Here is a 22,650-nt window from a genome sequence, read left to right as displayed (position 1 = left end):
CGGCAAGCGTGTGCCGCCGGGCAATTTATGTTGATGGGTATGGCTATCAGTGCAGGCAGCACTGTTTGAATTTTTTGCCGCTACCACACGGGCAAGGATCGTTACGGCCCACTTTATCGCCAGCGGTGAAAGGCTTCGCCACCTCGATCTCCTGTTGATTATCGGCCCAGTAATCATACAGTGCGAGTGCAGCGGGTTTGATCGCCTCGATACTCTCTTCAAATGCTTCGGGCGTCATCTGCTCTACGCGTTCAAAGTTTTCTTCTTTGCCGTGCAGCTCAATAGCGGCGAGCGCCGGCTTTAACGTGGCCGGTAATGACGACCAGTCGCTGAGACTGACGCCACGCAAATAACCGAAGCACCACTCTTCTACGATGGTCAATTCCTGATCCTCAACTTCGCGCGTCCCAAACAGCGGTTCAAACTGTTCCGGGTACTCAGCAAGACGATCGCCGATGTCGTCCATATGCTGAAAAGCGAGCATCATGAAGCGCTCCATCTCTTTTTCCGACGACCAGTTCGGCACTTTATCAGCACCGCCCCATAGCGCCACCAGCCACTGGCTTGGCTCAATCGGCACCGGAGAGCTCAACACCGCAGTGAGTAAGCCGTCCAGCTCTGCAACATCCATAATGGACGCTTCGGTGCCGTACTTCATGAGTACGTCTTCGAGCCATTCCAGCTCTTTCTCGTTCAGTGGTCCGGTTTTCATCGTCAATATTCCTCTGCAGGGTGCGAAATGCGCGCCATATGAAGGGGATGTTACCACAAGTGACGTGAAAATTTTGGCATTAGCCGGAGCAGACCGAGTTAATGAAATTACGGTGAGGCTATGTCTGCGGTAACATAAAGGGTTACATTCCGATATAATGTTACACAAACATAAAGTGCCTGCGATCTAAACGGATGTTTCGTTGAAAATCTAGGCTTCAACAGGTTCTGCAATGGGTGAGCGATACGCTGATTGTAAGGCACGTTAACGGATAAAATCACAGCACCCGGATTATACAATGAACTCATCGATTACTATTGTTTCAGCATTTTACGATATTGGGCGTGGCGACTGGACAAGTGACAAAGGCTTCTCCCCTCATCTCGAAAGAACGACTGACACTTATATCGAGTATTTCAAAAACCTCGCCACCCTCGACAATGAGATGGTGATATTCACTTCCAGCGATCTGAAACCCAAAATTGAAGCAGCCCGAGCAGGTAAGCGCACCACTGTGATCGCGTTTGATATTGCAGATAAATTTACCGGAACACGGAATAAGATCAGAAGTATTCAGACCAGCGATCGTTTCCGCAGCAGACTGGAGCAGCGGCAGTTAATCAACCCGGAATACTGGGCAACGGATTATGTGCTGGTTTGCAATTTAAAATCGTTCTTTGTCACAAAAGCCATCGAGTTGCAGCTGGTAAATAATGACATGGTTGCATGGGTTGATTTTGGCTATTGTCGTACGCCCTCAGTCACGCGAGGGCTGACCCACTGGTCGTATCCTTTTGATAAAGAAAAAGTAAATATGTTTACTGTCAAAAGAGGGTTACGAACTAAAAATCTCGATCAGGTTTTCGATTATATGATTGGTAATCGGTCCTTCATCATTGGCGGCGCCATTGTGGCGACTAAAGAGAAATGGAAGGCGTTATTTAAGCTGGTGGTCCATTGTCAAAATATCACCCTTAAAAATCATGTGATTGATGACGACCAGGGTATCTTCATCATGTGCCATCATCTCAGACCGGATTTGATAAAATTAAATTATCTGGGAAAAAACAGATGGTTTAACCTGTTCAGATTGTATGGGAAAAGAGATTGGGCGACTGTGTTGCTGAAAGGAAAAGTGTTGCTTCGCGGCAAGTAGCTTAAACCGCAGTACCCGGCTACCCAGCCGGGTCAATCTTCAACGCCATCACGATAATCAGTGAACCACTGTTGTGCTAAGTGCTGAAAAACAGGCATAAAAAAACCACCCGAAGGTGGCTTACACGACACTGCTTATCATTGATTTTATTCGAGGTTTCCCATGGTACCCGGAGCGGGACTTGAACCCGCACAGCCATAAGCCGAGGGATTTTAAATCCCTTGTGTCTACCGATTTCACCATCCGGGCTCGGGAAGAAATTGGAGGCGCGTTCCGGAGTCGAACCGGACTAGACGGATTTGCAATCCGCTACATAACCGCTTTGCTAACGCGCCAAAATCTTCAGGTCTTGCAACCTGCATCCGCAATGTGCCGATGCAATTAACTGGAGCGGGAAACGAGACTCGAACTCGCGACCCCGACCTTGGCAAGGTCGTGCTCTACCAACTGAGCTATTCCCGCAATATCGTGTGATTTAGCTAATCACTTGATTTTACTATCTTCTGGCAAGCACTGCCGCCGTCTGATGCGATGCATTCTACTTACCTGACGCACTGAGTCAACGATATTTTTTCAAACTCAGGATCGTTTGCTGAAATTTACGGCGAAACGATCACGGTTCAAGCAAATCGCCGCGTGCAGCGTTTAAATATTGCAGCATCGACCACAGCGTCAGCACCGCCGCCACAAACAACAGCCCCACCGCAGCGTACTCTGTGATCTGATTAGGACGCCACAGCAGACCTACCAGGGCAACCATTTGCGCCGTGGTTTTTACTTTACCGATCCAGGACACTGCCACGCTGCTGCGTTTGCCCATCTCTGCCATCCACTCACGCAGTGCAGAGATGATGATCTCCCGCGCAATCATGGTGGCCGCCGGTAAGGTTACCCACCAGACGTGATAATGCTGTACCACCAGCACCATGGCGATAGCCACCAGCACTTTATCGGCCACCGGATCGAGAAACGCGCCAAAACGCGTGCTCTGATTCCAGCGCCGCGCCAGGAAACCGTCAAACCAGTCCGTGATCGCTGCAAAGCAAAAAATCAGCGCACATGCAAAAGGAGCCCAGACGAACGGCAGATAAAATGCCACTACGAAGAACGGGATCAAAATGACACGAAAAAGCGTTAGTAACGTCGGGATATTAAATCGCATAGTGACGGGTAACTGTCTGTTGTCAGTAAAAATTAGCTCTATGTTGCTACATAGCCCTTAATGTTTCAACGAGTAGTAGATCTTTTCTGCCAGGCCTTGCGAAATACCCGGCACTTTTGCAATTTCCTCAACGCTGGCGTTGAGTAAACCTTGCAATCCGCCCATGTACTTCAACAACATTTGCCGGCGTTTCGGGCCTACACCCTCGATAGTTTCAAGCGTACTGGTATTTTTAACTTTTGCTCGTTTTTTTCGATGCCCGCTGATGGCGTGATCGTGTGACTCATCGCGAATATGCTGGATCACGTGCAGCGCCGGAGAATCCGGCGGCAGGTTGAAGCCCTCGCCTTCCGGTTCGAAGAATAAGGTTTCCAGCCCGGCTTTACGATCGGTGCCTTTCGCTACCCCTAGCAACAGCGGATGATGCTTATCCCATGTCACGTCCAGCTCAGCAAACACGGCTTTTGCCTGGCCCAACTGCCCTTTACCGCCGTCAATCAGCACAACGTCAGGCACTTTACTCTCTTCGATAGCCTTGCCATAACGACGGCGCAGCACCTGGTTCATTGCTGCATAGTCATCTCCTGGCGTGATACCGGTAATATTGTAGCGACGATATTCCGCGCGAACCGGACCATTGGCATCGAATACCACACAGGAGGCCACCGTCTGCTCGCCCATGGTATGGCTAATGTCGAAACATTCCATGCGTTTCACTTCTGGCAACTTCAGCATCGCCGCAAGGGCGGCCATTCGTTGATGGATCGTCGACTGCTGCGAGAGCTTGGTACTGAGCGCGATGGCTGCATTGGTACGCGCCAGCTTCAGATAACGCGCCCGGTCGCCGCGCGGTTTGGTCTGTACGTTAACGCGACGCCCTGCAATGGCAGATAGCGACTCGGCCAGCAGCGTTTTATCAGCAAGGTCGAAATCGAGCAGGATTTCCGATGGCAAGGTGCGCATTTGACTGCCCTGTAAATAAAACTGGCCGACAAAGGTTTCCACGACTTCGCCCAGTTCAGTACCGCCAGGCACTTTCGGGAAGTAGCTACGGCTACCAAGCACTTTCCCCTGGCGGATAAATAGTACATGGACACAGGCCATACCCGCGTCGAAGGAGACGCCGATAACATCGAGATCGTCGCCGTTATTAGAAACAAACTGCTTTTCAGTCACGCGGCGTACCGCCTGAATCTGATCGCGAATGCGCGCGGCCTGTTCAAAGTCCAGCGACGCACTGGCCTTTTCCATACGTTCAATCAGCTGGTTGAGCACTTGGTCGTCTTTGCCGGCCAGAAATAGCCGGACATACTCCACCTGCTGCGCATACTCTTCTTCACTGACCAATCCTGCCACGCAGGGTCCCAGACAGCGGCCAATTTGATATTGCAGGCACGGGCGCGAACGATTGCGATAGACGCTGTTTTCGCACTGGCGAACAGGAAAGATTTTCTGCAACAGCGCGAGGGTTTCACGCACCGCATGGCCGTTAGGGAACGGCCCGAAATACTCACCTTTCGCGTGCTTCGCTCCGCGATGCACCGCCAGCCGTGGATGGGTATCACCGCTCAGGAAAATAAAAGGATAGGATTTATCATCGCGCAACAGCACGTTGTAGCGCGGCTGATAGAGCTTGATGTAGTTATGTTCGAGCAGCAGGGCTTCGGTCTCGGTATGGGTAACCGTGACATCGATTTGCTGGATCTGCGCCACCAGCGTCTCGGTTTTTCTTGAGCCAACGTTGGTACGAAAATAGCTGGACAGCCGCTTCTTGAGATCTTTGGCTTTACCGACATAAATGACGGTACCACCGGCGTCGTACATTCGATAAACGCCGGGTTTGCTGGTCACCGTGCTCAGGAAGGCTTTGGGTTCAAAAACATCACTCACTGACTTGATAACGTCTCCGCATTACACAGACCATGTCGAATAGCCAGATGGGTCAGCTCAACATCGCCGTGAATGTTTAATTTACTGAACATTCGATAGCGATAGCTGTTCACCGTCTTAGGGCTGAGATTCAGTTGTTCTGAGATCTCATTCACCTTCTGACCTTTTGTAATCATCAGCATAATCTGCAACTCGCGTTCCGACAAACTTGCGAACGGTGATGCGGTTTTTTCCGGCTCAATCTGACTGAGCGCCATCTGCTGGGCGATGTCAGAGGCGATATAGCGCTGGCCGGCATATACTGAGCGAATGGCGTTAACCATCTCTTTAGGGGCTGCGCCCTTGCTGAGATAGCCAGCGGCCCCCGCCTGCATGACTTTTGCCGGCAGCGGGTTTTCAGTATGCACGGTCAGCATAATCACTTTGGTATCAGCAGTGGACCGCGCAATTTTACGCGTGGCTTCAAGACCGCCGATACCGGGCATGTTCATATCCATCAACACGACGTCGACAGGATTAGCGCGACACCATTTAACGGCATCTTCACCACAGCAAACCTCGCCGGAAACTTTTATACCCTTAATATCTTCAAGAATGCGTCGTATCCCTGCGCGCACTAGTTCGTGGTCATCAACAAGAAGGACGTTGATCAAAGGACATCTCCAGAATAGGGATAACGCTACGTTCAGTTAATTCTGCACATATTACCGTTTTTTAGCGGAAGATAAAAATCCAAAAATGCGGCCAGTGTGTTTCCGGTCATGTCGTGGAAATAGAATTGTACAATGTCTGGAGAGGCGAAGCGCTAAATGCCATTGAAAAGAGGCGATTTAAAAGAGGTTTTTTCAGTCATTCATTTACCGTTGATAAACGAAGCGGTAAATAATGCTTGCCTTTTTAACATTATTTAACCAGCAAGATACTGCCTATAAACATATATTGTGTAACACATAATTATAGGGGTAATCATTTTTGAGGCAGTAATGATAATCGGCAACAATAACGATCAAAAAACAAGCACTGCTATTTTGGGGTGGCCTTGTGGTATACTCCGCCGCCTTTACATTCACTGGCGCATTCAGGCGCTGTTACACACCGAGGACGTTACATGAACACACCCGATTTTACCACTGCCGAAAATGGCCATGAACTGGCTCAGGAAGTCTCCTGCATGAAAGCGCTGGTTACCCTGATGTTACAGGCGATGGGCCAGGCGGACGCAGGCCGGGTGATCCTGAAGCTGGAAAAGCAGATTGCACAGATGGAAGATACCGCTCAGGCTGACGTTTTTGCTGCCACTGTTAAGCAGATTAAACAGGCTTACCGTCAGTAAAAGGAAACCGGCTGACAGTGAATTGCCCGTCAGCCGGTGTAACGCTCGACACGCGAAACGTATTGCCCTTCAGATAAACCCGGTTGCCGCAGCGTAACAGGCTATCTGTGTCTTATTGGGCGCATTGAATTTTTTCTGCATATTTTTCTGGTGGAAATTCACCGTATTTTCCGAGATGGACAAGATCATTGCAATCTCAGCCGAGGTCTTCCCTTCCGCCGTCCACTTCAGAATCTCACGCTCACGCTTACTGAACTTCATCTCTGGTGCAGCCACCGTAGCATCATTCAGCTTGCTCAAGGTCAGCAAACTCATTTGCACCAGAAATTGCAGCCGCACCTCTATTTCATCGTCTGCGCGCATTTTACTGCGCACATCAGTGCGCGACACGGAAAGAAATCCCATCGCCCGGTTGGGCAACATCAGGCATTGAGTAATGCCTTTACGCAGACCGTGATCGCGAGCACCATCCCATAAGGGCTGTGCATCCACAAATAAACGATCGCTCCACGGCAGATGCCCCTGAATAAAATTCTCTGGCCTCAGCACCGGGTCGATGGCGAAATAATTTTCCGCCTGATAATGCGATATCCATGCGTCAGGATAGGTCGTTTCCAGTGATAATTTGGGCCGTGTAAAAGGCACCGGATGTCGCACACAAAGTGAGAAGTAATCAAATTCCAGCTGCTGCGTCTGGCGCTGTAGCTCCTTATAAACCTCTGCTGCTGATGTCATCCCTTGAAAAAGATGCAGCAACTCCCGTCGCCAGGTGAAAAAGTCTGTTTCCTGCATATATACCGGTAAAACCCCTGCTTGAAATCATCATTATTATGAATGTGTAAAACTAACACATAAAACTTATTTATAAATACAAAATAACGATGGCACTGGGAGTAACCCGCATTTTATTGAGGTGTAGTTGTGCCCTTTCAGCATTAATAGCGGTATTTCATATACTGCTTTAGAAATATTTGGAATTATTAATAGCGAAAGGAAATAACGCACCCGCCGGATAAATCACTCAACATATCGCAAATTAAAGGAGGATCGCCTGAGACGATCCTCCTTTGTTTATTGCATCAGGAATTTCTCAAGAAACTGCCGGGTGCGCGGCTGTTGCGGGTCTGCAAACAAAGCCTTTGCCGGGCCCTGTTCGACAATTCGCCCTTCATCCATAAAGATAGCGCGATCGGCCACGTCGCGGGCAAAGCTCATTTCATGGGTGACGATAACCATGGTGCGCTTTTCCTGCGCCAGCTGACGAATAGTATTGAGCACTTCGCCCACCAGTTCCGGATCGAGCGCCGACGTCGGCTCATCAAAAAGGATCACATCCGGGCGCATCGCCAGTGCGCGGGCAATAGCTACACGTTGTTGCTGACCGCCCGACAGACGTTTGGGATAGCTGGTCTCTTTGCCGCTTAGCCCCACTTTTGCCAGCAGTTCACGGGCGCGGGTGGTCGCCTCGTTTTTCACTTCGCCCTTGACGATCACCGGCCCTTCAATGATGTTCTCCAGCACCGTGCGGTGCGGGAACAGATTAAAGCTCTGGAAGACAAAGCCAACCCGCTGACGCAGTTCCCGGATCGCCGCTTTCTGCGAACTGAGGGAACGCCCGGCATCAATGGCGATTTTCCCCACGCGGATACTGCCGCTTTCCGGCTGTTCCAGCAGGTTGATGCTGCGCAGCAGCGTGGTTTTACCGGAACCGCTGGGGCCGATAATCGCCACCACTTCGCCCTCTTCCACTTCCAGGTTAATCCCGTGCAGCACCGTCTGGCCGTGAAACTTTTTCACCAGGTCTTTCACTTCAATCGCACTCATTTTGGATCACGCTCCTGACGGTTAAGCTGATTTTCAAAATAGTTTTGTAGCGCAGACAACACCGTTGCCATCACCCAGTAAATCAGCGACGCGGCCAGGTACATGGTGAACACTTCCAGCGTACGGGAGGTGATCAGCTGCGCCTGACGGAACAGCTCCGGCACCTGAATAGTTGCCGCCAGCGAGGTGTCTTTCACCAGACTGATAAAACTGTTACTCAGTGGCGGCAACGCCACCCGCGCCGCCTGCGGCAGGATCGCGCGACGCAGCGTCTGCCACGGCGTCATGCCGATACTCGCCGCCGCTTCCCACTGGCCTTTATCGATAGACGAAATGGCCGCGCGCAGCGTTTCAGAGGTGTAGGCCGCGGTGTTAAGGGACAGACCAATCATCGCCGCCGGGATCGGATCCAGTTCAATGCCAAACTGCGGCAGACCGTAATAGATCATAAACAGCTGCGCGATCAGCGGCGTGCCGCGGAAAACGGAGATATAGAAGCGCGCCAGCCAGCGGATCGGCAACAGCGGCGACATGCGCATCAGTGCCAGAATAAAGCCCAGCAGCAGGCCAAAGAACATACCGCCAATACTGAGCTGCAGCGTAAACACCGCCCCACGGAGCAGGAACGGCGCGGAGTCGATCACCAGTTGTATACTTTCTTGCATTATCGTTCTTCTGTTCGCAAATCAGACGTGGGGATGATAGGCGAAAAGCGCCGGTGCGCCGCCCGTATGGATAAACAGAATCGGTCCCTGATCTTTAAAGCGATTCTGGCTAATACCATCGATTAAGCCCGCCATGGCTTTGCCGGTATACACCGGATCGAGCAAAATCCCTTCCAGCCGCGCCAGCAGTTTTACCGCTTCCAGCCCTTCCGGGTTCGGGGTGCCGTATGACGGTGCAAAATAGTCATCCCATAACACTATGTCCGCGTGGGTCTGCACCTCGAGCAGCGTGTCCAGCTCCTGTATCAGCGTTGCCACTTTCGGCTGTTGATCCGCCACACTGCGCGACACCGTGACGCCAATCAGCTCCGCCTGCGGCATTAACTGCCCAAGGCCCACCGCCAGTCCGGCGTGCGTCCCGGCGCTTCCGGAGGCGACCACCACCGAAGCGATCTCCACCGCTCCTTCACACTGACGGGTAATTTCCAGCGCGCTTTCCACATAGCCAAGCGCTCCCAGTGCATTAGAGCCACCCACCGGAATGACGTAGGGACGAAAACCCTGCGCTTCGACGCGAGTAGCCAGTTCATCCAGCTGACGCACCGGATCGGTCAGCGCATCGCACATTTCAATCTGCGCACTGAATAAATCGAGCAGTAAACGGTTACCGTTGGACAGGTAATTTTCGGCGCGCGTACCAATCGGGTTTTCCAGCAGCGCCACGCAGTGTAGTCCGAGCTTTGCCGCGACCGCCGCCGTCTGGCGGACGTGATTCGACTGAATAGCGCCGGCGGTGACCAGCGTATCGGCCCCTTCACGCAACGCATCGGCGGCGAGAAATTCCAGCTTACGCAACTTATTGCCGCCCATGGCAATCGGCGTCACGTCATCGCGCTTGATGAAGATCTCGCGGCCAAGATGGTCGGAAAGACGCGGCAGGTACTCCAGCGGCGTGGGTGCGCCGATAAATTCGAGGCGCGGGAAACGGGTTAAATTATGCAGGGACATGAAATCTCCGGTGCGGGGTAACGAGTCATTCACTGATTATGCACGGTACGGCGAAATAAATAAAAAAGGCGCTCTTATCAGCGCCTTTTTCGTTAACTGTCGGTGATTATTTCGTCACGTCAGCGCCAAACCATTTCTCGGACAGCGCTTTCAGGGTGCCGTCTTTTTGCATCTCAGCAATGGCAGCATCAATGGCTTTCAGCAGATCCTCGTCGCCTTTACGCACGGCGACACCGGCTTCCTGACGGGAGAACGCATCGCCTGCAACAGCCAGCGTATCCTTGGTTTTCTTCACCAGATCCAGTGCCGCCAGGCGGTCAACCAGAATGGCGTCGATGCGGCCTACGCGCAGATCCTGATATTTGGTCGGGTCATCATCATAGGTGCGAATGTCCACACCCTGTACGTTCTTACGCAGCCACTCTTCATAGTTAGTGCCCAGACCCACGCCGACTTTTTTGCCTTTCAGATCGGCCGCGGTTTTGATGCCGCTTTCGTTGCCTTTTTTCACCAGCGCCTGGATACCTGAAACGGTGTACGGCGTGGAGAAGTCATACTTTTTCTTACGCTCATCGGAGATGGTGACCTGGTTAATCACCACATCAATGCGTTTTGAGTCCAGCGAGGCCAGCATACCGTCCCACTTGGTGGGTTTCAGATCGGCTTTCACGCCGAGATGTTTCGCCAGCTCCTGCGCGAACTCCACTTCGAAGCCAGTCAGTTTGCCGTCGTCACCCTGGAAACTGAACGGCGGATAGGTGCCTTCCAGACCGACCAGTAACGTCCCGCGCTCTTTAACTTCATTCAGCACATTGTCTGCCGCGAACGTTGTCGCACTCATACCTGCTACCAGCGCAACGGCCATAACACCCATCAACGCCTGACGACCTAACTGTACTAGTTTCATAGTCACCCCGAATAAGAAAATTTTCACGATAGTGCATGGTGCAGGACCTTTTGGTCAAACACCACTACGCTACATGTTATTCATTTTTAATATATATCAGAAGTTGCCTGCGGCGCGATTTTCTGCGCGGACATAAAGTGTGACTGTGATTTGAACTGCGCGTATTTACGCAAGGCAATCCGGTAGTTATTCGTGCTGGTCACGGGCAGCCACGGCTCAAGGACTTCATCAAGGAAGCCATCGGCCAGCTGATCATGGGAGACATTATTTTCTTTGAGATGGTTGCCGAGACGGCGCAGGCGGACGACATATTCACGCACCGTGCCATGGCTCATTTCGGTTTGCTCAAACAGGTATTGTTTGAAGCCGATAATATCGAAGAAATCGCTCTGCTCTTTGCAATGCAAATCGCCGCAGAAACGACATAGCGCTACCCACTCTTGCTGTTCCTGTTGCCAGGCGGCTTCATCCAGCAGGGTGTCGAGGCGCGAAATCGCAATCTTGTTGACGATTTCGCCGCGGCGAACCAGCGTGATGCGATCGAGCAGTTTGTGGCAATGCGCACAATGCGTCTGGCTGTGTTTAAAGTCTTTCAGGTAGCGGCTTAGGGGCCGTCTTTTAGCGTGCTGCACCGTCATGATAACTCCTGGTTGTCAATACATTGTGCGGCATTCTTCAGGCGCTAAACACCTGCCTATAACTTACCCAGCTTGGTACGTAAGCGCTTAATGGCCTGGCTATGGAGCTGGCTCACCCGCGACTCACCGACCTCCAGTACCGCGCCAATCTCTTTAAGATTCAGCTCTTCCTGGTAGTACAGCGTCAGGACCAGTTGCTCACGTTCGGGTAAGGCTTCAATAGCCTCCATCACGCGATGACGTAAATTGCTCTCCAGCAACTGGTGTAACGGGTTCTCCTGCTGGTGATCGTCGGTCACCAGCTCGATGCTATCGCCATGCTCTTCCCGCCACTCGTCATAAGAGAAGAGCTGGCTGTTATTGGTATCGAGCAACATCTGACGATATTCTTCGACAGGAATACTCAGCCGCTGCGCGACCTCGGTTTCCGTCGCGTTGCGTCCCAGTTCCTGCTCCAGCTGTCCCATCGCCTGTGCCACTTCGCGGGCATTACGCCGGACGCTGCGCGGCACCCAATCACGGCTGCGCAATTCGTCCAGCATCGCCCCACGAATACGCTGCACTGCGTAAGTGGTAAATGCCGTTCCTTGCAGAGCGTCGTACCGGTCGACTGCATTGAGTAAACCGATACCGCCCGCTTGTAGCAGATCGTCCAGTTCCACACTCGCCGGCAGACGCACCTGCAGGCGCAATGCTTCATGACGCACAAGTGGTACATAACGCTGCCACAGCGAGTGTTTATCCATTACACCTTCAGCGGTATACATTGAATTCACGATAAACAGCCCTGCGTTAATGAGTTATCGGCATGATTATCCGATTCTGGAGGGGTTTTAATCGGATGAATAGTGGGTGAAATGGGGGGTTATTTGAATCTTATGATCTGCAACCAACAAAAAACCCCGCCGTAGCGGGGTTTGTAAGGATTTTGCGAATTAACGCAGCAGGGACAGCATGGTCTGCGGAACCTGGTTGGCCTGAGCCAGTACAGAAGAACCAGCCTGCTGCAGGATCTGCGCGCGGGACATGTTGGAAACTTCTGTTGCGTAATCGGAATCCTGAATACGGCTACGCGCGTCAGTCAGGTTGGTAACGGTGTTGTTCAGGTTAGTGATGGTAGATTCAAAGCGGTTCTGGGAAGCACCCAGGATACTACGCTGAGTGTCAACCGCTTTGATTGCAGCATCAATATCGGCCAACGGGTTACCATCTGTTTTGCCTGTAGAATCAACAGTCCCGCTGCGAACATCGAAACCGGTAGCGGCTACCGTACGCAGGTTGCCATTGATTACTACTCCCGGAGTTGCTGCTTCCGCGGCAGCTGCACCTGCTGATTTCAAGCTATCAGCTGTCACTGAGGCTGTCATTTTAGTTTTTACTGCATCGTAAGCTGCAGTTTTTTCGGCATCCGTTGGTGCTGCTGCTGCATAGTAAGTTGCTAATGTTGTATGGTCTGCATCAGAAATTGTAGCGGTAGAATCAATTCCTGCAGCTGTTTTAAATGCTGTTAAAGAAGTTGCTGCTGTTGCTGCTGTTGATGCAGCAGTTGCTGCCAATGCCGGATCTGCCGGGTCACCTGCTGCTGCTGTTGCTGCTGTAGTTGCTGCAGCTGCATCAGTCATATAGGTTGCATGCTCTGCTTTACCTTTATCAAGCTGAGAGAGATATAAAGGCTGAACTGCTTCATCATATGCTTTTTTAGCGGCGTCTACACCGGCCTGATTCGTGTTCAGTTTTGTACCGGAAGTGTTGTCAGCACCTGCAGCTGCCAGGTTCCAACCTGCGCTTGAACCGATTTTAATACCGATCTGCTCGCTGTCTTTTGAACCAACCTGGAAGTTATAAGTTTCAGCCTCCCCTTTACGGTTATCCAGAACTTTAATACCGTTAAAGTCAGTCTGTTTGGTAACACGGTCAATTTCTTCCATACGCTGGTTAACTTCAGACTGGATGGAATCAATATCAGAGGCAGAGTTAGAGCTGTTCTGTGCCTGAACGGTCAGGTCACGGACACGCTGCAGGTTGTTGTTAATTTCGCTCAGCGCGCCTTCAGCGGTCTGCGACAGAGAAATACCGTCGTTGGCGTTACGGGCAGCAACGGTCAGGCCGTTGATGTTAGAGGTGAAGCGGTTAGCAATCGCCTGGCCAGCAGCGTCATCTTTTGCACTGTTGATACGCAGACCAGAAGATAAACGCTCAATAGCCGTACCCAGAGAAGACTGAGATTTGTTCAGGTTATTCTGCGTCATCAGCGACAGGCTGTTAGTATTGATTACTGCCATAATTTTGATTCCTTCATAAGTGTTAGGTTTGAGGCCGCTGGCCCACGGCTCTTGCGCCGTTAACCAGATTATCGACAGCGTTCCCATAACCTTTAGAAAAAAAATCATTTTTTTAAACAAGCAAACTACCTGCAGATTTCGTGCTTTATTCCGCCATTGTTTTTTTTAAAAGACTCTAATCTTTTTGCTGTCGCTGCCGATAGACCATCCAGTGATTGTCTAAATAAGAAAGGATGAATCAATGGCATCGATAAGCTCAATTGGCGCGGGTACCAGCCTGAATCTGGATACCTTATATACCAGCCTGGAAACCGCCGAACAGACAAAGTTAACCCCTATTACCACGCAGCAATCTTCATATAAAGCAAAGCTGACCGCGTGGAACGTGGTGCAAACCGCGCTGAATAAACTGCAGACGGCTTCCGACGCGTTGAAAAACACCTCTGCAATTGCTTCAGCTAAAGTATCCAGCACCAACACTGCCTTCAGCGCCGTGCTGTCTAACAACGCCTCGGCGGGTACCTACTCCGTGGAAGTGACGGCGCTGGCGGCCTCACAGTCCCTACTTAGCCCGAAAGTGGCCAGCAAAGATACCGATCTGGGCGATACCAGCCTCGCCTCGCGTACGGTTACCATCGCGCAGCCGGGCCAGAAAGATCCGCTGACAGTAACCCTCGCAGCGGATAAAACCAGCCTCACTGATATTCGTGATGCCATCAACGCCAAGCAGGGCAGCGTCACCGCCAGCATTATTAAAGCGGACGATAACAGCTATTACCTGGCGCTGACCTCTCGCGACAGCGGTACCACCAATGCCATGACTGTGACCACCAATGACAGCGAACTGGCGAAATACATTGGTTATGACGCCACCGGCACTAACCCAAGCAATATGACAGAACAAGTTGCCGCGGCTGACGCAAAAGTGAAAATCAATAACATTGAGATCACCCGCAGTAGCAACAGTATTACCGATGCGCCGGAAGGCGTGACGCTGAACCTGACAAAAACCAATGTTGGCACCCCAGAAACCCTGACAATCGTTAAAGATAACGCACCAATGACCGCGGCCATTAATGCGTTCGTTGATGCCTATAACTCGCTGCAAACCACTATCGGCAGTCAGACCAAATATACGGCGGTTGATAAGGGTGCCACCAACGGCCAGGATGCCAGCAATGGCGACCTGTTAGGGGACGGTACACTGCGTAATATCCAGACGCGTTTACGCTCGATGCTCTCTACTACTCAGCCTGATGGGAATTCACTTACCGCATTGTCACAAATGGGCATTACCCAGGACGTGAAAGGGAAACTGACAGTAGACAATACGAAGCTTGCGAAAGCACTGAATGAAAAGTCCGCGGATGTCGTCTCTTTTCTGACCGGGGATGGTAAAAAGACGGGTTTTGCAACACAGACCAGCGACTTGCTTAAAGATATTTTGGGTAATGAGGGATCATTAAAAAGCGCTACTGATGGTATTAACAAGTCGCTGAAATTACTCGATGAGCAAAAATTACGAGTTACGGCACAAATTACCGCCACTATGGCACGGTATAAATCGCAGTTTACCGCGCTGAGTAAAATGGTTTCCTCCCTGACATCCACCGGTAACTATTTGACTCAGCAATTTAACGCGATGAATTCATAAGTTATTTATTGAGGTTTGCTATGTATACAAAATCGGGAATTCAGGCTTATGCAACGGTCGGCGTGGAAAGCGCCGTCCTGAGCGCCAGTCCCCATCAACTTGTGGTTCTGCTGTTTGACGGCGCGTTAAGCGCCATGAAAAAAGCAGTCATTTTGATTGAACAGGGAGACGTTCCCGGTAAAGGACAAGCGCTGTCCAAAGCCATCAATATCATTACCAACGGTTTGCGCGCGGGGCTTAATCACGATGTCGGTGGTGAGCTCACCGCAAACCTGGACAGCCTGTACGACTACATGACACGACGTCTTTTACACGCCAATCTGCACAATGACGTCAGCGCCATTGAGGAAGTCACAATTTTGCTCAACAACATTGCGGACGCCTGGAAAGAAATTGGTCCCAATAATCCTAATGCGCGAGAGTCTTTCTAATGGAAGCCAATGTCGGGTTGCTCCACCACTATCAACAATTGCTCCTGGCCAGTTGCAGTATGCTTAATCTCGCACGAGAAGGCCGCTGGGACGATCTGATAGAACATGAACTTAACTACATTACGGCAGTGGAAAAGCTGACGCAGTTTCAGGATGCAGGCGACGTGGCGACAGCCGTCCAGGCGCAGGTTCGCCCGTTGCTTAAGCAAATCCTGGATAATGAAGTTGAGTTAAAAACCCTGTTACATCAGCGCATGGAAGAGCTGCGGACGCTGGTGGGGCAAACCTCCCGTCAACATAACCTGAATTCAGCATATGGACGTCTTTCTGGTAATATTCTGTTCCCGAGCGAGCTTTAAGCTCCGCTTCTGATCGGCGGGTGGCGGTTTTTATAAACTACACCCGCGTCATTTTTTAATTTTCACCCATACTTCGTTGATCCCCACTCGGAGCATGGAAGATGAAAAACCCCACCTTATTGCAATGCTTTCACTGGTATTACCCTGACGGCGGAAAACTCTGGCCGGAAATCGCCGAACGCGCTTCAGGTTTCAATGACATTGGTATCAATATGGTCTGGCTTCCCCCGGCGTCCAAAGGCGCATCGGGCGGTTATTCCGTGGGCTATGACACCTACGATCTGTTCGATCTGGGCGAGTTTGACCAGAAAGGCAGCGTTGCCACCAAATACGGTGATAAAACACAGCTGCTGGCGGCGATTGCCGCCCTGCGGGAAAACGACATCGCGGTGCTGCTGGACGTGGTGGTAAATCATAAAATGGGCGCCGACGAAAAAGAGGCGATCCACGTCAACCGGGTGAATGAACAGGATCGCACGCAAATTGGCGAAGACGTCATTGAATGCGAAGCCTGGACGCGCTACAGCTTCCCGGTGCGTAACGGCAAGTATTCACGCTTTGTCTGGGACTATAAATGCTTCAGCGGCATCGACCATATCGAAAACCCTGACGAAGACGGGGTGTTCAAAATCGTCAATGACTATACCGGCGATGGCTGGAACCATCAGGTGGATGATGAACTGGGGAACTTTGACTACCTGATGGGTGCGAACATTGATTTTCGTAACACCGCGGTGGCGGAAGAGATCAAATACTGGGCGCGCTGGGTTATGGAGCAGACTGGCTGCCAGGGTTTTCGCCTCGATGCCGTGAAGCATATCCCGGCCTGGTTCTATAAAGAGTGGATCGAGCATGTGCAGGACGTTGCGCCGCAACCGCTGTTTATGGTGGCGGAATACTGGTCCCACGACGTCGACAAGCTGAAGCAGTATATCGATCAGGTGGACGGCAAAACGATGCTGTTCGACGCCCCGCTGCACATGAAATTCCACGAAGCCTCGCTACAGGGCAGTCACTACGACATGAGCCAGATCTTCACCGGTACGCTGGTGGAAGCCGATCCCTTTCATGCCGTCACGCTGGTCGCCAACCACGATACCCAGCCGTTGCAGGCGCTGGAAGCGCCGGTGGAAGCCTGGTTTAAGCCCCTCGCCTACGCGCTGATCCTGCTGCGGGAAAACGGCGTGCCCTCGGTGTTTTATCCGGATCTGTATGGCGCTAGTTATGACGACACCGGCGGCGACGGCGAGGTGCATCACGTCGATATGCCGATCATCCACCAGCTTGACCAATTGATCCTCGCCCGTCAGCGTTTTGCCCACGGCATGCAGACCCTGTGGTTCGATCACCCTAACTGTATTGCCTTCAGCCGCAGCGGCACGCTGGACGATCCCGGCTGCGTGGTGGTGCTCTCCAACGGGGACGACGGCGAAAAAACGCTGAGTCTCGGCGATAACTATGGCAATAAAGTGTGGCGTGATTTTCTCGGCAACCGCGCGGAAACGGTGTCCACCAACGCACAGGGGGAAGGTACTTTCACCTGTAACGGCGGCAGCGTAAGCGTGTGGATCATCGAAGAGGCGGCGTAAAACCGTGGGCAGAGCGGCGCACCCCTCTGCCCGGTCAATCAGGGTAATGGCGAGGGCAACGGATTTTTCGTAAGCGCCTCGGCGCATTCACTGGTCGGGCGTTCCACGCGGGTTAAGGTCATGCCGGCGTACTCAAGCTGGTTGCCTTCACGTTCCACGCCATACACTTCAAGTTTCTGCGTGACGTTTTTCAGATCATCGCCGCTCAGCATCAGTTTTCCCGGTACGGCAATGACTCGCTGCCACTGGCGGCAGTCCAGCGTGTCACCGTCCTGGGTGACGATCAAACTGGCCATCGCCTCCGGGCTGACCAGCGCACGCTGCGGGCCGTTTGATTGCCAGTAACCCGCCAGTCCCGCCGGGGCCGGATGTTTTACCACCGCCTGATAATTTTCCACCTGCACACAGCCGGTCAGCGCCAGCAACGCGCCCAAAATTGCTACTTTTTTCATCTGTTATCCTGCTCATGAAGAAAAAAAACAGTGTGGCATTAAAGCGTTGCCCCTGCCAGCCTTTCACCGTCACCGCATAAAATTGATCTCTGCCAGAGAAAAGCGTTTTTCTGCTTTGCAAACCCGCCGGGATGTGTAGTATCGCGTCTTCTTTGAAAACCTTCTGAGTTCAGAGGCTCAAATATGTCGTGGCAACAATTCAAACAGGCCTGGTTAATTAAATTCTGGGCCCCCGCCCCTGCCGTTATCGCCGCAGGGATCCTCTCTACCTACTATTTCGGCATTACCGGCACCTTCTGGGCGGTCACCGGCGAGTTTACCCGCTGGGGCGGTCAGCTGTTGCAGCTAATGGGCGTGCATGCCGAAGAGTGGGGGTACTATAAGCTGATCCATCTGGAAGGAACGCCGCTGACGCGCATCGACGGCATGATGATCATCGGCATGTTCGGTGGTTGCTTTGCCGCCGCGCTGTGGGCGAACAACGTCAAGCTGCGTATGCCGCGGAACCGCATCCGCATCGCGCAGGCCATCGTCGGCGGTATTATTGCCGGGTTTGGCGCGCGTCTGGCGATGGGCTGTAATCTGGCGGCCTTCTTTACCGGCATTCCGCAGTTCTCTTTGCACGCCTGGTTCTTCGCCCTCGCGACCGCCGTCGGCACCTGGTTTGGCGCACGCGTCACCCTGCTGCCTGTCTTCCGTATTCCGGTGAAAATGCAGAAAGTCTCCAGCGCCTCGCCGTTAACCCAGAAGCCCGAACAGGCGCGACGTCGTTTTCGTCTTGGCGTGCTGGTGTTTATCGGCATGATCGGCTGGGCGCTGTTAACGGCGATGGATAAGCCGAAGCTGGGCCTCGCCATGCTATTTGGCGTGGGCTTTGGTCTGCTGATTGAACGGGCGCAGATCTGCTTTACCTCAGCGTTCCGTGATATGTGGATCACCGGCCGCACCCATCTGGCCAAAGCCATCGTGCTGGGGATGGCGGTCAGCGCCATCGGCATTTACAGCTACGTGCAGTTAGGCGTGGAGCCGAAAATCATGTGGGCAGGCCCGAATGCGGTGCTCGGCGGTCTGCTGTTTGGCTTTGGCATTGTGCTGGCAGGCGGCTGTGAAACCGGCTGGATGTATCGCGCGGTGGAAGGTCAGGTGCATTACTGGTGGGTGGGGCTTGGCAACGTGATCGGCTCGACCCTGCTGGCGTATTTCTGGGACGACCTGTCCGCTCCGCTGGCGACAAGCTGGGATAAGATTAACCTGCTTAACACCTTTGGCCCGCTCGGGGGGCTGCTGGTCACCTACGCCATGCTGCTGGCGGCGTTCCTGCTGATGGTGGCGTGGGAAAAACATTTCTTTAAACGGGCGGCGCGCGTCGCCATTAAGGAGCCAGTATGAAAACTATCGTGCCGGATTACCGTCTGGATATGGTGGGCGAGCCCTGCCCTTACCCGGCCGTCGCCACGCTTGAGGCGATGCCACAGCTGAAAAAAGGCGAAATTCTGGAAGTGGTCAGCGACTGCCCACAGTCGATCAACAACATTCCGCTGGATGCGCAAAACCACGGCTACACCGTGCTGGATATTCAGCAGGACGGGCCAACCATTCGCTATCTGATCCAGAAATAGGATCCCGCCTCCCGCAGCCTGGCGGGAGGGCTTTACTGCTACAGGCGGCTGAGATTGTCATCAATGCTGGCCTGAATCTCCCCCAGCGTCTGCCGGGTGATCTCCTTCGTGAAACGGGCATTCGCCCTGGCGGTAAAGCCGCTCGCCACATCAGCATATTTTGTTATTAACGCGCTGATTTGCGCTGCCGTTAATTCCGCTTCCTGAATACCCAGGCGATAAATGTGCTCCCGCCGGATGGCCAGACTTTGCATAGGGACGCGCAGACCGTTATGACGATCAAAACGTCGCGTGCCAAAAGCCGCCTGTCCGCCCGGCAGGGAATTTAATCAGCCAGGGTCCTTTCTTTGATACGCTGGCGGATCGTGCTCTCTTCGTAACGGCGCAGGTCCTCAAGTGTCGTGAGCTGCGGCTTGAACAGTTCTTCTAGTTCCTTGCCCCGGCCAAGCACCATCGCGATACGGACCACGTTTTCAAAGGCGATATTACGCCCCGCTTCCATACTGGAAACCGTGTTGGCGCTCACGCCCGCCTGCCAGCCAGCTCGGCCTGCGTCATTTGTTGCGCGATACGCATGAGCCGTAAGCGCTGGCACAGTAGAGTAACGATCACGTCGGGTTTGCTAAACGTGAAATCAATCATGTTGTGGTTTTCGCCTTAAACTGCGCGTAACAGAGATGATTATAGATTTACAGAAGAAAGAGAACGGAGTTAATACACAATAATAAGGATTTACAGGCCTAACAAGCCAGTAAATCCTAATAAATAAGAATTATATAACAGCGCCTCACCTGCATCGACACCCTATGACCATGTGATTTTAATAATCGGCAAAGATCGCCCAAGAGCGCACCACATAGCCGGCCTGCTCTCACTCTTCGCGCATCTACAGTATCTTTTCTCTCGCCGGCGCAGAATCTAAGGGCTATGCCAGATAAAAACCTTAAGAAGGCCATGTTAGTCACTATTTATGGGGGAGAGGCATGGCAAACATTGCCCACTAAAAAATGGGAATTGAAAGAAGCTGTAACTTTTGTAAAAGTAAAAGCCACGCCCAGTGAATGCCAGCCAAAGAGTAGCCTAATCACATCATGGAATTAAATATAAACTAAACAATATAAAGTAGACGGTTTATGTGTTGCTTCACTCCCTTTATAAGAGGTTTCTATGGCTACCTGCCCAAAATGTTTTAGAACTATTACTAATTACCATTGCCCTGACTGCGAAGAGAAAGAACGCGCCAAAGTTAGGTTTGATTTTACTCCAAACCCCACTACATACAGACATCCTTCACCACCGAGTAATCCGTTTGCAGGCAACCATGCTGGCGGAGCTGGATATGGTGGGAAAAAGCTGCCAGCGACCCCAGGAGAAATAATTTTCAATGTGATTGCAGCCATTGTAATTATTAGTATCTGCCTGTTTGTTGCTTACCAGGTTATGATTTCGGCTTAAATAACACATCATCTGACTTATAATGCCGGGAATAACCCCGGCGTTTTCGATCTGACGATAAACCATTTCAACCTAGACAGAGCATTCGGTTTCGGCCATGTCCACAATCGCCAACCTTTTTCGGCAGAAAATCAAATAACCACGCACCGGATTTGAATGCGTTAAATACCCGGATGGGCATCAGTTGCGTGAGCATTAGCAAGTCGAGAAGCGAATAATCTTTAAAAATTTCCATCACATCACCTTTCCGTTTTTCCATACCAGCCCCGGTAAAGCGAAGAATCCAGCTGCAAATATGATTGATGTCATTTGGTTGCCTCCTGCACTTCGGCCGCCAGAAGTCGGCGGGCCATTTCATTCACTTCCAACATTTCTGCGTTTGCAGAAGAAGAACTTTCATCGTTGCACTGGAGTAGATTTTCCAGCCTTTCTCTGCTCAGTTGTGTCATGGCTTATTGCTCAACCCTCTGCCCGCACTTCGGACAGAAGGAGAATTTGTTAGCAAAGCTGGCGATTTAACACCAGTTGAAAGGCGGTAAACCTTTTTCAGCCAGCGATAGATGTACTCAGAAGCCAGGCCGAAATGACCAGGTCAGGAAAGCAGTATGAAGTGACGGTTAAGCTCAGGGAATATGGCAGGTGTGTGATGCCTCCGTGCACGTTCGTGTTCAATCCGCAGGAAGTAACGCGCAATAGCCTGGCAGGGTATCATTACGGGGTTGGATCGATAAACCAAAACTGGGAGACAGCAATGCGGCGAGCCGGGATTCGATACCGGAAAGCATATCAGTCCAGGCACACCTATGCATGCTGGTCATTAGCAGCCGGAGCTAATCCAAATTTTATCGCTAAGCAGATGGGTCACTCTGACGCACAGATGGTGTACAGAGTTTACGGGCCATGGATGGCAGAGAACAATATGGATCAGGTGACAATCCTGAGCCAGAAATTATCCTCTGTTGCCCCACCCATGCCCCGAGCAGTTGGATCCGACTTAAAAAGACAATATATTTCAGATATTTAGCAAACCTACACCTGCATGGACATCACGTCCTGGTAGGCGGAAACCAGTTTATTTCGCACCTGAATGCCCATTTGCAGGGACACGGACGATTTTTGCAGATCGGTCATCACGTCGTTGAGCGCCACGCCGGGTTCACCCAGGGTGAATTTCTCGGCCTGCGTGCGCGCTGCGTTTTGCGTATCGCTGATGCGATCCAGTGCCGCATGCAGCTGTCCGGCGAAGCTCACCGTCGGTTCGCTTTGCATACTCTGATTCTTCGCGATCCCCGCCGTCGCCTGCAACTGGCTGATGACCCCTTCAATACCCTGTACTGACATGGTTTTACCCCACATGATCTGATTCCGGGTAAGCCTAACAGCTTGTCAATAAGATAATGGCGCTAAATAGCGATAAAAAACCAGGTTATTTGACCCATAGAAAAATCCGAATCATCAAATAATGACTCCGCCATCAACATGGAACTTTTGTCGTGTTTGCCGACCCGGGAGTC

General features: G+C 51.9%; 27 protein-coding genes, 3 tRNA genes and 1 pseudogene. 11 read left to right on the top strand and 20 right to left on the bottom strand.

The window, feature by feature from the left end:
• Positions 1 to 46: 46 nt before the first annotated feature.
• Complete coding sequence (locus tag KW828_RS06855) at positions 47 to 712, bottom strand: YecA family protein (RefSeq protein ID WP_218335694.1); 666 nt, start codon at positions 710 to 712, stop codon at positions 47 to 49.
• Between the two features lie 298 nt (positions 713 to 1,010).
• Here KW828_RS06855 and yibB point away from each other — a divergent pair, with 298 nt between their 5' ends.
• Positions 1,011 to 1,868, top strand: a complete 858-nt coding sequence (gene yibB, locus KW828_RS06850; RefSeq protein WP_218335693.1) for a protein YibB — start codon at positions 1,011 to 1,013, stop codon at positions 1,866 to 1,868.
• Between the two features lie 163 nt (positions 1,869 to 2,031).
• Here the strand turns inward: yibB and KW828_RS06845 are convergent.
• The 6 genes from KW828_RS06845 to uvrY form a co-directional block, all read right to left on the bottom strand.
• A tRNA-Leu gene (locus KW828_RS06845) sits at positions 2,032 to 2,117 on the bottom strand.
• Between the two features lie 12 nt (positions 2,118 to 2,129).
• Positions 2,130 to 2,203: transfer RNA gene (locus KW828_RS06840), tRNA-Cys, on the bottom strand.
• Between the two features lie 51 nt (positions 2,204 to 2,254).
• Positions 2,255 to 2,330, bottom strand: a tRNA-Gly gene (locus tag KW828_RS06835).
• A gap of 151 nt (positions 2,331 to 2,481) precedes the next feature.
• The gene (pgsA, locus tag KW828_RS06830; protein ID WP_088218889.1) at positions 2,482 to 3,030 is read right to left on the bottom strand and encodes a CDP-diacylglycerol--glycerol-3-phosphate 3-phosphatidyltransferase; all 549 of its coding nucleotides are present in this window, start codon (positions 3,028 to 3,030) and stop codon (positions 2,482 to 2,484) included.
• A 57-nt stretch (positions 3,031 to 3,087) separates the two neighbouring features.
• Entirely contained in the window at positions 3,088 to 4,920 is a 1,833-nt protein-coding gene (uvrC, locus tag KW828_RS06825) for an excinuclease ABC subunit UvrC (RefSeq protein WP_218335692.1), read from the bottom strand.
• Positions 4,917 to 5,573: a UvrY/SirA/GacA family response regulator transcription factor gene (uvrY, locus tag KW828_RS06820; RefSeq protein ID WP_072568896.1), complete on the bottom strand. Its 657-nt coding sequence runs from the start codon at positions 5,571 to 5,573 to the stop codon at positions 4,917 to 4,919. The genes uvrC and uvrY overlap by 4 nt, the downstream gene beginning before the upstream one ends.
• 455 nt (positions 5,574 to 6,028) lie before the next feature.
• Here uvrY and KW828_RS06815 point away from each other — a divergent pair, with 455 nt between their 5' ends.
• Positions 6,029 to 6,253 (top strand): DUF2594 family protein, encoded by a 225-nt coding sequence (locus KW828_RS06815; protein WP_088218891.1) that lies wholly within the window; start codon positions 6,029 to 6,031, stop codon positions 6,251 to 6,253.
• Between the two features lie 69 nt (positions 6,254 to 6,322).
• On the opposite strand, the gene sdiA is transcribed toward KW828_RS06815, so the two are convergent.
• The 8 genes from sdiA to KW828_RS06775 all read right to left on the bottom strand — a co-directional run bounded on the left by sdiA (position 6,323) and on the right by KW828_RS06775 (position 13,577).
• Positions 6,323 to 7,045 (bottom strand): transcriptional regulator SdiA, encoded by a 723-nt coding sequence (sdiA, locus tag KW828_RS06810; protein ID WP_218335691.1) that lies wholly within the window; start codon positions 7,043 to 7,045, stop codon positions 6,323 to 6,325.
• A gap of 279 nt (positions 7,046 to 7,324) precedes the next feature.
• Positions 7,325 to 8,077, bottom strand: coding sequence for an L-cystine ABC transporter ATP-binding protein TcyN (gene tcyN / locus KW828_RS06805; protein ID WP_218335690.1), 753 nt, complete (start codon positions 8,075 to 8,077; stop codon positions 7,325 to 7,327).
• Positions 8,074 to 8,742, bottom strand: a complete 669-nt coding sequence (tcyL, locus tag KW828_RS06800; protein WP_218335689.1) for a cystine ABC transporter permease — start codon at positions 8,740 to 8,742, stop codon at positions 8,074 to 8,076. The genes tcyN and tcyL overlap by 4 nt, the downstream gene beginning before the upstream one ends.
• A 21-nt stretch (positions 8,743 to 8,763) precedes the next feature.
• Complete coding sequence (gene dcyD / locus KW828_RS06795) at positions 8,764 to 9,750, bottom strand: D-cysteine desulfhydrase (RefSeq protein ID WP_218335688.1); 987 nt, start codon at positions 9,748 to 9,750, stop codon at positions 8,764 to 8,766.
• 106 nt (positions 9,751 to 9,856) lie between these two features.
• Positions 9,857 to 10,657 (bottom strand): cystine ABC transporter substrate-binding protein, encoded by an 801-nt coding sequence (tcyJ, locus tag KW828_RS06790; protein WP_218335687.1) that lies wholly within the window; start codon positions 10,655 to 10,657, stop codon positions 9,857 to 9,859.
• A gap of 86 nt (positions 10,658 to 10,743) precedes the next feature.
• Positions 10,744 to 11,295, bottom strand: a complete 552-nt coding sequence (fliZ, locus tag KW828_RS06785) for a flagella biosynthesis regulatory protein FliZ (RefSeq protein WP_218335686.1) — start codon at positions 11,293 to 11,295, stop codon at positions 10,744 to 10,746.
• A 56-nt stretch (positions 11,296 to 11,351) separates the two neighbouring features.
• The gene (locus KW828_RS06780) at positions 11,352 to 12,071 is read right to left on the bottom strand and encodes an RNA polymerase sigma factor FliA (RefSeq protein WP_072568903.1); all 720 of its coding nucleotides are present in this window, start codon (positions 12,069 to 12,071) and stop codon (positions 11,352 to 11,354) included.
• A gap of 159 nt (positions 12,072 to 12,230) precedes the next feature.
• On the bottom strand, positions 12,231 to 13,577 hold the full coding sequence (locus KW828_RS06775; RefSeq protein WP_218335900.1) for a flagellin: 1,347 nt from the start codon (positions 13,575 to 13,577) through the stop codon (positions 12,231 to 12,233).
• A 241-nt stretch (positions 13,578 to 13,818) separates the two neighbouring features.
• Between KW828_RS06775 and fliD the strand changes: the two genes are divergently transcribed.
• From fliD to amyA, 4 genes are all read left to right on the top strand, one after another.
• Positions 13,819 to 15,231 (top strand): flagellar filament capping protein FliD, encoded by a 1,413-nt coding sequence (gene fliD / locus KW828_RS06770; protein WP_218335685.1) that lies wholly within the window; start codon positions 13,819 to 13,821, stop codon positions 15,229 to 15,231.
• A 20-nt stretch (positions 15,232 to 15,251) separates the two neighbouring features.
• Positions 15,252 to 15,662 (top strand): flagellar export chaperone FliS, encoded by a 411-nt coding sequence (fliS, locus tag KW828_RS06765; protein WP_218335684.1) that lies wholly within the window; start codon positions 15,252 to 15,254, stop codon positions 15,660 to 15,662.
• Positions 15,662 to 16,021 carry a flagella biosynthesis regulatory protein FliT gene (gene fliT / locus KW828_RS06760; RefSeq protein WP_218335683.1) on the top strand — a complete coding sequence of 120 codons (360 nt, stop codon included), beginning with the start codon at positions 15,662 to 15,664 and terminating at the stop codon, positions 16,019 to 16,021. The genes fliS and fliT overlap by 1 nt, the downstream gene beginning before the upstream one ends.
• A 101-nt stretch (positions 16,022 to 16,122) precedes the next feature.
• Positions 16,123 to 17,610 (top strand): alpha-amylase, encoded by a 1,488-nt coding sequence (amyA, locus tag KW828_RS06755; RefSeq protein WP_218335682.1) that lies wholly within the window; start codon positions 16,123 to 16,125, stop codon positions 17,608 to 17,610.
• A 38-nt stretch (positions 17,611 to 17,648) separates the two neighbouring features.
• Here amyA and yedD read toward each other — a convergent pair whose 3' ends face one another.
• Positions 17,649 to 18,062 carry a lipoprotein YedD gene (gene yedD / locus KW828_RS06750; RefSeq protein ID WP_218335681.1) on the bottom strand — a complete coding sequence of 138 codons (414 nt, stop codon included), beginning with the start codon at positions 18,060 to 18,062 and terminating at the stop codon, positions 17,649 to 17,651.
• Between the two features lie 183 nt (positions 18,063 to 18,245).
• Here yedD and yedE point away from each other — a divergent pair, with 183 nt between their 5' ends.
• Positions 18,246 to 19,451, top strand: coding sequence for a selenium metabolism membrane protein YedE/FdhT (yedE, locus tag KW828_RS06745; RefSeq protein WP_218335680.1), 1,206 nt, complete (start codon positions 18,246 to 18,248; stop codon positions 19,449 to 19,451).
• Positions 19,448 to 19,681 carry a sulfurtransferase-like selenium metabolism protein YedF gene (yedF, locus tag KW828_RS06740; RefSeq protein ID WP_088218905.1) on the top strand — a complete coding sequence of 78 codons (234 nt, stop codon included), beginning with the start codon at positions 19,448 to 19,450 and terminating at the stop codon, positions 19,679 to 19,681. The genes yedE and yedF overlap by 4 nt, the downstream gene beginning before the upstream one ends.
• A 38-nt stretch (positions 19,682 to 19,719) precedes the next feature.
• Here the strand turns inward: yedF and KW828_RS06735 are convergent, their stop codons facing one another.
• Positions 19,720 to 19,935 (bottom strand): hypothetical protein, encoded by a 216-nt coding sequence (locus KW828_RS06735; protein WP_218335679.1) that lies wholly within the window; start codon positions 19,933 to 19,935, stop codon positions 19,720 to 19,722.
• A 71-nt stretch (positions 19,936 to 20,006) separates the two neighbouring features.
• Complete coding sequence (locus tag KW828_RS22115) at positions 20,007 to 20,207, bottom strand: XRE family transcriptional regulator (protein WP_371316091.1); 201 nt, start codon at positions 20,205 to 20,207, stop codon at positions 20,007 to 20,009.
• Between the two features lie 401 nt (positions 20,208 to 20,608).
• On the opposite strand from KW828_RS22115, the gene KW828_RS06725 reads away from it, so the two are divergent.
• Positions 20,609 to 20,782, top strand: coding sequence for a hypothetical protein (locus KW828_RS06725; RefSeq protein WP_218335678.1), 174 nt, complete (start codon positions 20,609 to 20,611; stop codon positions 20,780 to 20,782).
• 66 nt (positions 20,783 to 20,848) lie between these two features.
• Positions 20,849 to 21,136, top strand: coding sequence for a hypothetical protein (locus KW828_RS06720; RefSeq protein ID WP_218335677.1), 288 nt, complete (start codon positions 20,849 to 20,851; stop codon positions 21,134 to 21,136).
• A 67-nt stretch (positions 21,137 to 21,203) separates the two neighbouring features.
• Here the strand turns inward: KW828_RS06720 and KW828_RS06715 are convergent, their stop codons facing one another.
• On the bottom strand, positions 21,204 to 21,395 hold the full coding sequence (locus KW828_RS06715; RefSeq protein ID WP_218335676.1) for a hypothetical protein: 192 nt from the start codon (positions 21,393 to 21,395) through the stop codon (positions 21,204 to 21,206).
• A gap of 270 nt (positions 21,396 to 21,665) precedes the next feature.
• Here KW828_RS06715 and KW828_RS06710 point away from each other — a divergent pair.
• Positions 21,666 to 22,160 (top strand): annotated as a pseudogene (locus tag KW828_RS06710) (tyrosine-type recombinase/integrase); the annotation flags it as partial.
• Positions 22,161 to 22,165: 5 nt separating this feature from the next.
• On the opposite strand, the gene fliE reads toward KW828_RS06710, so the two are convergent.
• Complete coding sequence (fliE, locus tag KW828_RS06705) at positions 22,166 to 22,477, bottom strand: flagellar hook-basal body complex protein FliE (protein WP_088219508.1); 312 nt, start codon at positions 22,475 to 22,477, stop codon at positions 22,166 to 22,168.
• Positions 22,478 to 22,650: the final 173 nt, after the last annotated feature.

It is taken from the genome of Enterobacter sp. ENT03 (assembly GCF_019218745.1).
Lineage (GTDB): Bacteria > Pseudomonadota > Gammaproteobacteria > Enterobacterales > Enterobacteriaceae > Enterobacter_D.
Note: the sequence above shows the minus strand (reverse complement) of the source record. Positions and strands in the feature narration are given on the sequence as shown.

What these genes read in the sequence shown, in the direction of transcription:
- fliZ (WP_218335686.1), bottom strand. Translation starts at nt 11,295, where the DNA reads ATGACGGTGCAGCACGCTAAAAGACGGCCCCTAAGCCGCTACCTGAAA.
- dcyD (WP_218335688.1), bottom strand. Translation starts at nt 9,750, where the DNA reads ATGTCCCTGCATAATTTAACCCGTTTCCCGCGCCTCGAATTTATCGGC.
- sdiA (WP_218335691.1), bottom strand. Translation starts at nt 7,045, where the DNA reads ATGCAGGAAACAGACTTTTTCACCTGGCGACGGGAGTTGCTGCATCTT.
- KW828_RS06815 (WP_088218891.1), top strand. Translation starts at nt 6,029, where the DNA reads ATGAACACACCCGATTTTACCACTGCCGAAAATGGCCATGAACTGGCT.
- KW828_RS06720 (WP_218335677.1), top strand. Translation starts at nt 20,849, where the DNA reads ATGGCTACCTGCCCAAAATGTTTTAGAACTATTACTAATTACCATTGC.
- fliE (WP_088219508.1), bottom strand. Translation starts at nt 22,477, where the DNA reads ATGTCAGTACAGGGTATTGAAGGGGTCATCAGCCAGTTGCAGGCGACG.
- KW828_RS06855 (WP_218335694.1), bottom strand. Translation starts at nt 712, where the DNA reads ATGAAAACCGGACCACTGAACGAGAAAGAGCTGGAATGGCTCGAAGAC.
- KW828_RS06725 (WP_218335678.1), top strand. Translation starts at nt 20,609, where the DNA reads ATGCCAGATAAAAACCTTAAGAAGGCCATGTTAGTCACTATTTATGGG.
- KW828_RS06775 (WP_218335900.1), bottom strand. Translation starts at nt 13,577, where the DNA reads ATGGCAGTAATCAATACTAACAGCCTGTCGCTGATGACGCAGAATAAC.
- amyA (WP_218335682.1), top strand. Translation starts at nt 16,123, where the DNA reads ATGAAAAACCCCACCTTATTGCAATGCTTTCACTGGTATTACCCTGAC.
- tcyJ (WP_218335687.1), bottom strand. Translation starts at nt 10,657, where the DNA reads ATGAAACTAGTACAGTTAGGTCGTCAGGCGTTGATGGGTGTTATGGCC.
- fliS (WP_218335684.1), top strand. Translation starts at nt 15,252, where the DNA reads ATGTATACAAAATCGGGAATTCAGGCTTATGCAACGGTCGGCGTGGAA.
- tcyN (WP_218335690.1), bottom strand. Translation starts at nt 8,077, where the DNA reads ATGAGTGCGATTGAAGTGAAAGACCTGGTGAAAAAGTTTCACGGCCAG.
- yedD (WP_218335681.1), bottom strand. Translation starts at nt 18,062, where the DNA reads ATGAAAAAAGTAGCAATTTTGGGCGCGTTGCTGGCGCTGACCGGCTGT.
- pgsA (WP_088218889.1), bottom strand. Translation starts at nt 3,030, where the DNA reads ATGCGATTTAATATCCCGACGTTACTAACGCTTTTTCGTGTCATTTTG.
- fliT (WP_218335683.1), top strand. Translation starts at nt 15,662, where the DNA reads ATGGAAGCCAATGTCGGGTTGCTCCACCACTATCAACAATTGCTCCTG.
- fliD (WP_218335685.1), top strand. Translation starts at nt 13,819, where the DNA reads ATGGCATCGATAAGCTCAATTGGCGCGGGTACCAGCCTGAATCTGGAT.
- KW828_RS06715 (WP_218335676.1), bottom strand. Translation starts at nt 21,395, where the DNA reads ATGGAAAAACGGAAAGGTGATGTGATGGAAATTTTTAAAGATTATTCG.
- KW828_RS06735 (WP_218335679.1), bottom strand. Translation starts at nt 19,935, where the DNA reads ATGCAAAGTCTGGCCATCCGGCGGGAGCACATTTATCGCCTGGGTATT.
- yibB (WP_218335693.1), top strand. Translation starts at nt 1,011, where the DNA reads ATGAACTCATCGATTACTATTGTTTCAGCATTTTACGATATTGGGCGT.
- yedF (WP_088218905.1), top strand. Translation starts at nt 19,448, where the DNA reads ATGAAAACTATCGTGCCGGATTACCGTCTGGATATGGTGGGCGAGCCC.
- tcyL (WP_218335689.1), bottom strand. Translation starts at nt 8,742, where the DNA reads ATGCAAGAAAGTATACAACTGGTGATCGACTCCGCGCCGTTCCTGCTC.
- yedE (WP_218335680.1), top strand. Translation starts at nt 18,246, where the DNA reads ATGTCGTGGCAACAATTCAAACAGGCCTGGTTAATTAAATTCTGGGCC.